This window comes from Arthrobacter sp. efr-133-TYG-104 (assembly GCF_030208915.1).
Classification (GTDB): Bacteria; Actinomycetota; Actinomycetes; order Actinomycetales; family Micrococcaceae; genus Arthrobacter.
The window spans coordinates 42,523-49,241 of record NZ_JARVTA010000014.1; the positions used below are offsets into that span (position 1 = coordinate 42,523).

The window sequence follows — 6,719 nt, forward strand, 5'->3', positions numbered from 1 at the left end:
GGTGGCGGCAGCCCTGGCTGCCACCCGCCGTCGGACTTCTCCACACGGTGGAGAAAACCCGCTCTGACGTCATCCTGCGCGATGGTTGCGCCCTCTGCAGGTAACGTAAAGGGCGTGCAGGTGAGCCAAGCGATAGTCAAGACCGCAGCCGGGTGGCTTCTCGGTCTGATGCTTGCCGTCGCCGGAGCCATAGTTTGCATCAATGTGGTCAGCTCGTCGGTGGCCAGTCCGCAACAGCCCGTCAAGGAATACCTTCAAGCCTTGCAGAGCGGCAAAGGCGAAGAAGCCTTGGGCCTCCTACGGGCCAAAGTGCCGCCTGCAAACGCTGCCATGCTGGACGGAACTGCCCTGCAAACGGCCGCTTCCGCATTGGCCGACATCAAGGTGGGCACCCCCCAGTCCCGTGACGGCAACCGGATGGCGGTTCCGGTCGACTACACCTTGGACGGCAAGCGGCTTCACACCGAGTTCCTGGTGGAACGGGTGGACACTCAATGGTTGTTCTTCGCGAAATGGGCGTTCGTCCCCACCACGCTGCCCACCATCGACGTCACGGTGGTCAACGCCAGCGAGGTGGCACTCAACGGTGTCCCGGTGAACATGCCCAACGGCCGGAACACCTTCGCCGTCTTCTACCCTGGCAAGTACGAGGCCAGCCTCAACGGGACCTACTTCGAAGCGCCACCGACGTCAGCCCTCGTTTCAACCCGCGATACTGCGCAGGCACCGCTGAACCTGCAAACCCGCTCCACCAAGGCCATGAACGACGCCGTCCAAGGCAAAGTCAAGGAGTTCTTGGACACCTGTGCCGCTCAGGCAACAGCGCAACAACGGCTTCAGCCGGACTGCCCGTTCTACCACGTGAGTAACGCCCGCGTAGTGGATGGAACCATCAAGTGGGCTATCACTGAGTACCCCAAGGTCACCATCGAACCGTTCAGTGGCAGATGGGTGGTGGCACCGCTCAACGGCAAAGCCAAGCTAACCGCCCGCGAGATAGACCTGTTCACCGGGGTGGCGCACGACCTCAGCGTTGAGCACGATTTCAGCTTCACCACGCAGCTGGATGTCTCAGGCGGCAAAGTGACCGTGACGCCGATGCTGACCTTCTAGATCGGTCCGCTCCGGGCACTTCGGCCCCTGATGCCTCGCTTTTAGTGCATGGGCTTTTAGTCCATGCCCCGCAGGTCCAGCACGAGCTCCGATTCGCCATCCGCCTGCAACACAACCGGGATACCCCAGTCCTGCTGGTAGAGGTGGCAAGCTGCGTGATCCGGGATCTCCCCGTCTTCAGTCTCGGGTCCGTCGCAGGCAGCTGCGCGCGCGGTGATGTGAAGGATGCCCTCGGGAACATCGCTCGACAACTCGAGCGTGCGCAACAGGCCCACCGACGTTCCGCCTCCGGAAACCAGGAGTTCAGCTGGCGTGGATGAGATTTTCAGCTGCGTGGGGTCGCCCCAACGGTCATCCAGCTTCTGGCCTGTGGGGGCCTTGAAACGGACGGTCAATTCCAGCGCTCCTGGGGTCACCGGACTCTTGGGCCGGTGCGTCTGCGATGCGCCCTCGTCAACCTGCTGGGCTTCCTTGGGGATCGGCACCAAAACCAGCTGGTGCTTGTTGGACTCCACCACAACAAGCAGCGGCTCGCTGCCCTCCACCTGAACCACGACGACGTCGCTCGGCTCTGCGAGACCCCGCGCCAAAGTGGAGACGGTCTTCGTCGTGGGGTCGTATCGACGTACAGCACCGTTATACGTGTCCGCGATGGCCACGGAGCCGTCCGGGAGAACCGTGACTCCGAGGGGGTGCTGTAGGCGGGCGTCATCAGCCGCGCCATCACGGAACCCAAAGTCGAACAGGCCCTTACCCACTGCTGTCTCCACGGTCACCCCGGAATCGCCGATCACGAGGCGGCGCAACGAGGATGTTTCGGAGTCAGCCACCCAGATGTTGTCGTCGGCATCGATGGCCAAACCGGACGACTGGGCAAACCATGCTTCTTCGGCTTTGCCGTCCAGGAGCCCCTCCAAGCCTGAACCTGCCAGGATGGACACGCCATTGGTCAACGGATCGAAAGCAAAGATCTGGTGGGTTCCTGCCATGGCAATTACCACGCGCTGCAGCTTTTCGCTCCAGACCACGTCCCATGGCGAGGAGAGCGAGACACCGGTACCAAGGCCGAGCACCCCGACGTCGACGGCGTCGGCAGCGAAGTCGGCAGGGCCGCCGTCGTGGTGTTTGGACCAATTGCCCGCGCCGGAGTCCGTCACGCGGGCGGGACCAGCGTCCAGCAACCGCTGAACACCGTTGCCCGCCACGGTCTGAACGTAACCGGAGCTCAGGGTCACACCGCGGAGGCGGTGGTTGACGGTGTCGGCCACGACGGCGTCGTAGCCGAGCTTCCACGCGAGTTCAGGCGGCAACAGTGCCACGCCCTGGGGTTCGTTGAATTGCGCGATCTCTGCCTGGCCGTCCGCGTATCCCTTGGTACCCGACCCAATGACGCGCTCGACGGTTTCCAAATCGGGACGCAACTCAACCAATCGGTGGTGGCCCGAGTCCACAACCAAGTAATTGCCATTGGCAAGTTGGGTTGCCTTGCCGGGGAAGCGCAAAGTGCCCGACGTCGGTGTGGGCGCCACGTAGGGGCCGTCTCCACGGTGGAGGGTTCCCTTGGCTTCATGCTCGGCCACGAGTTCCTCGAGCAGGACGCCCAGGCCGCCAGCGTGGCCTTCACCGGAGAGATGGGCAACGATGTAGCCCTCAGGGTCCACCACCACCAGGGTGGGCCAAGCGCGGGCTGTGTAAGCCTTCCACGTGGCCAAGTCGGGGTCATCCAAAACCGGGTGGTGGATTTCGTAGCGCTCGACGGCTGACGCCAACGCCACGGGGTCCGCTTCGTGCTCGAACTTGGGCGAATGCACGCCCACTGTCACCAGGACGTCGGAGTACTTCTCCTCCAACGGCCGGAGCTCGTCGAGGACGTGAAGGCAGTTGATGCAGCAGAAAGTCCAGAAGTCCAGCAGCACGATCTTGCCGCGAAGAGACTCAAGATCCAAGGACTTACCACCCGTGTTGAGCCATCCACGGCCCTCCAGTTCCGAGGCCCGGACCCGCAGTTGGGTGCGTACGGTATCGCTCATGAGCGTCCTTCCAGCTTGGTGTTTCGTTCGGGCTGACCCGTTGAGTCGTCTGTGGCTTCCGCGTTCGCTGAGTTACCGGGTGCGGTTCGGCTGGTCATTTTGGCATCGCTGGTCATTTTGGCATCGCGATCGGCCAGCCGGGCAAACATATCGTTGTAAGCACTGAGGTCGGCGTCATTATTCCTGTCAGCTGCACGGTCGACCCTGCGGGTTTCCCGTTCGTCCGAGCGGGACCACATGACCGCCACTCCGATAGCGACAAGAAGGGTGGGCACTTCACCAATGCCCCACGCCACAGCGCCGCCGAGTTGCTGGTCGCCGATGGCCGACGCACCCCAGGTCCGGCCCAAGTTCCCGAAGTAGTCCGCTGCCAGCAAACCGGTGCCCCCCATGATCGCGACGCCGAAGAAGGCGTGGAAGGCCATGGTGGCCAGCAAGAGAAGCAAGCGCATGGGATACGGGGCACGCCGCGGCAAGGGATCGCTCCCGATCATGCTCAGGACAAAGATGTAACCCGTGAGGAGGAAGTGAAGGTTCATGAGCTCATGGCCCACATGTTGGCGCATCGCCAAGCCGAAGAGATCCGAGTAATAGAACAAAACGATCGAGCCAGCGAAGTTCGCCGCAGCAAACAACGGGTGGGTCACCACTTGGGAGAACCGTGAATGGACGAAAAGCAGCAACCACTCCCGCAGGCCCCTCGAACCGTGCGTGCCTTCACCCCGGCTCGAAAGTGCACGTAGGGCGAGCGTCACGGGTGTGCCCAGCACCAAGAAGATGGGTGCCACCATGGTCAATGCCATGTGGTCCACCATGTGGGCCGAAAACAGGACCCGGCCATACACCGATGGGGGTCCGGAGGTGATGTATGTGAGTGCCGCCAGGCCAATGAACCAGTTCACCGACCGGAACCAGGACCACTTGTCCCCACGTTTCCGGACCTTGGCGATGCCGAGGATGTACGTCACGGCACCAAAGAGCGCCACAGCTACCCAGAGCCAATCAAGCCGCCATTCGGTCAACCAACGTACCGGAGTCAGCTCGGGCGGCAGCTCGTAGCCGGAAAGAATGAAGGCCGGGGAGGCATCCGCGGCGTATGTGGTGGGTTGCGGCGGGGCGGAGCGCCCTAGAGCGACCGCGAGTCCCGACGTCGCACCCATGACCAGCAGTTCAACCAAGACCAACTGCCACAGCACGCGGCGTGCGGAGAGTGAACCGCTTTTGCTGAGCTGGGGAATCACCCATTTCCGGTGCATGAAGCCGATACCGCCCAGCACCAGCGTGGCCAAGGTCTTGGCCACGATGATCTGGCCGTACGCGGAACCGAACAAGTCGCCAAAACTGGTGACCCGGATTGCCGCGTTGATGACGCCGGATCCAAACACCAGCACGAACGCAAAGCCGGCCAACGACGAGAACCGACGGAGCGTTTGGTCCGTGATATCCGTGGTCCCTTTGCTCTTGGACCCCGCGAGGAGACTGGACAGCACAGCGAGCATGATGATTCCGCCGACCCACGTGGAGACGCCGAGGAGGTGCAACCCCAAAGAGTTGATGGCCCCCTCGTGATCACTCGAACTCGAGGAGTGGCCAATGAGGGCCGTCGGAATCAGACCTATAAGCGCGAGGACCAACGTGAATGCCAGCCCGGTCAGTGACCGAACGCCAAACAGTGCAGTAGTGACCACGGCGGCAATGATGGTGACGGCGAGCCATGCTTTTCCGGTATCAATATCCGTCATGAAGTAGACCAGTGACCGCGTGAACTGCGCGTCCCCGGAGATACCCAAACCCGCCACGTCCGAGTAGGTTAGGACCAGAACCGCGACGGCAGATAGGGTCCATGCAGCGCCCGCGCCAGCCGCCACGGCGAGGGCCCGTGTGAACGCGGGATGCTCGGGGGCGTCAAGATCCTTTTCACGGGAGCGGGAGCCGCCGAGGTTCTTGGGGAGAATCCCAACGGCGAATAGTAGCCCTCCCACCACAGTGGCCAAGGACATGTCCTGGACCGCTTTGGCAATCGGAAGTCCCCAACGGACCAAAGCCCCGGGGTCTGAGACTTGGCGCGCCGCCGCTGCGCCCGAGAAGACGAGGGCCAGAGCCATGGCCACGAAGAGTACGGCCAAACCGGCAAGCTGCCAGGGAACCGAGATTCCCATCATGGCAGTACCTCCACGCCCTCCCGGCTTGGGGGCTGTGGAGGGGGCAGTTGCTGAATTTCTTGCTAGTGGCACTCATCCATTGTCCGCTACGTAGTGCCGGGCGGCGAATCGGGACGCCATTGGGGAGGGGTAGTGGCATTAACGGCAGAAGGGACGGCAACCAAGCCGGCCGCCGTCCCTTCCATGGCTTACGCCCAAAGGCAATTACTTCTTCTTGGCGACAGCAGCCTTCAGCTTGGAGCCAGCGGTCAGCTTGACGCTGTGGCCTGCGGCGATCTGGATGGTTTCGCCCGTCTGCGGGTTGCGGCCCGTGCGTGCGGCGCGGTCGGTGCGCTCAACGGCGAGCCAGCCCGGGATGGTGATCTTCTCGCCTGCGGCGACAGATGCCTCGAAGACCTCGAAGAGTGCATCGAGCACGGAGTTGACGGCTGCCTGGCTGGTGCCGGCCTTGCCTGCTACCTCTGAAACGAGTTCACTACGGTTCTTAGCCATTTACGTCCTCCTGGACTCATACGTTTTTGAACTTACAAGCGGACTGCGAGCAAGCCACTGTTCGAAAACTTACCAGCTTGGGCCCACATGGCCAGCAACTTCCGCGTGTTTCCGCGCTTTTTTGACGCAAATCACCGTTTTTTGGGGGTTTTTGGACCCTATTCATGCCGCTGGCGTATCGCTCAACGGCGGGCAAGCCCACCTTGGATTACCGGATCGGGAGGTTGGAGAAGCACCGCCGAACGGTAGCCGACCCTGTTCTGGTCGTTTTCCTTACCAACGACGTCGACGGCGTGGGGCGGGAAGTAGAGATCTCCTGTCAGCGGTCCCGGGATGTTTATCGCATCAACCCTTTTTGTCGGAGGCACCCATGCTGCATGCCGGTCCGCCAATTCCTTGGACCAGGATTCCGTCTTCGCGGAGTTGGGCTTCTGCGCAGTCGCAATAGCACACGAGGTGGCCAGCGCAGACGGGTATTCACCATCGCCGATGCTAACGGCAGGATCGTGGTCGCATGGGCGACAAGACAACACGCTCTATTGCCACCGAGAGCGGCCTGGCGCCGTGGTACAGCTGGTCCGGCCGTGGTACAGCTGGTCCGGCCGTGGTACAGCTAGTCTGACCGTGGTACAGCTAGTCTGAGAGCACAGTGGGGACGAACGGCAGTGGCAGCCCTAGCAACCAGGCCGGCAGTGATGAATAAGCAATCCGAGCACTGGCTCCAGGCCTTCGACCGTTGGTCTTGCGTGGCCCCAGATCGGCCCCACCATAACCAACTTCATCCCGTTCATTCGTACCGATCTCCTGACCGGTGCACTGTCTTTGGCGATCTACCGCGGGGGGTGCGGTGGTTGGTGTGGGTGGTGTTTAAATGCGGGGAGCCCCGACCGTGTGGTCGGGGCTGCCCGGTTGAATGGTTGTC

General features: G+C 62.2%; 5 protein-coding genes. 1 reads left to right on the plus strand and 4 read right to left on the minus strand.

Features of this window, described 5'->3' with window-relative positions; genetic code table 11:
• The first annotated feature begins 81 nt into the window (after nt 1-81).
• Nucleotides 82-1,113: a hypothetical protein gene (locus QRN04_RS11770; protein WP_284976222.1), complete on the plus strand. Its 1,032-nt coding sequence runs from the start codon at nt 82-84 to the stop codon at nt 1,111-1,113.
• 56 nt (nt 1,114-1,169) lie between these two features.
• Here the strand turns inward: QRN04_RS11770 and QRN04_RS11775 are convergent, their stop codons facing one another.
• The 4 genes from QRN04_RS11775 to QRN04_RS11790 all read right to left on the minus strand — a co-directional run bounded on the left by QRN04_RS11775 (nt 1,170) and on the right by QRN04_RS11790 (nt 6,165).
• Complete coding sequence (locus QRN04_RS11775; protein WP_284976223.1) at nt 1,170-3,143, minus strand: NHL domain-containing thioredoxin family protein; 1,974 nt, start codon at nt 3,141-3,143, stop codon at nt 1,170-1,172.
• Complete coding sequence (locus tag QRN04_RS11780; RefSeq protein ID WP_284976224.1) at nt 3,140-5,305, minus strand: bifunctional copper resistance protein CopD/cytochrome c oxidase assembly protein; 2,166 nt, start codon at nt 5,303-5,305, stop codon at nt 3,140-3,142. The genes QRN04_RS11775 and QRN04_RS11780 overlap by 4 nt, the downstream gene beginning before the upstream one ends.
• Before the next feature lie 204 nt (nt 5,306-5,509).
• Nucleotides 5,510-5,797, minus strand: coding sequence for an HU family DNA-binding protein (locus QRN04_RS11785; protein ID WP_284976225.1), 288 nt, complete (start codon nt 5,795-5,797; stop codon nt 5,510-5,512).
• Between the two features lie 182 nt (nt 5,798-5,979).
• Nucleotides 5,980-6,165 (minus strand): hypothetical protein, encoded by a 186-nt coding sequence (locus QRN04_RS11790; protein ID WP_284976226.1) that lies wholly within the window; start codon nt 6,163-6,165, stop codon nt 5,980-5,982.
• Between the last annotated feature and the right edge of the window lie 554 nt (nt 6,166-6,719).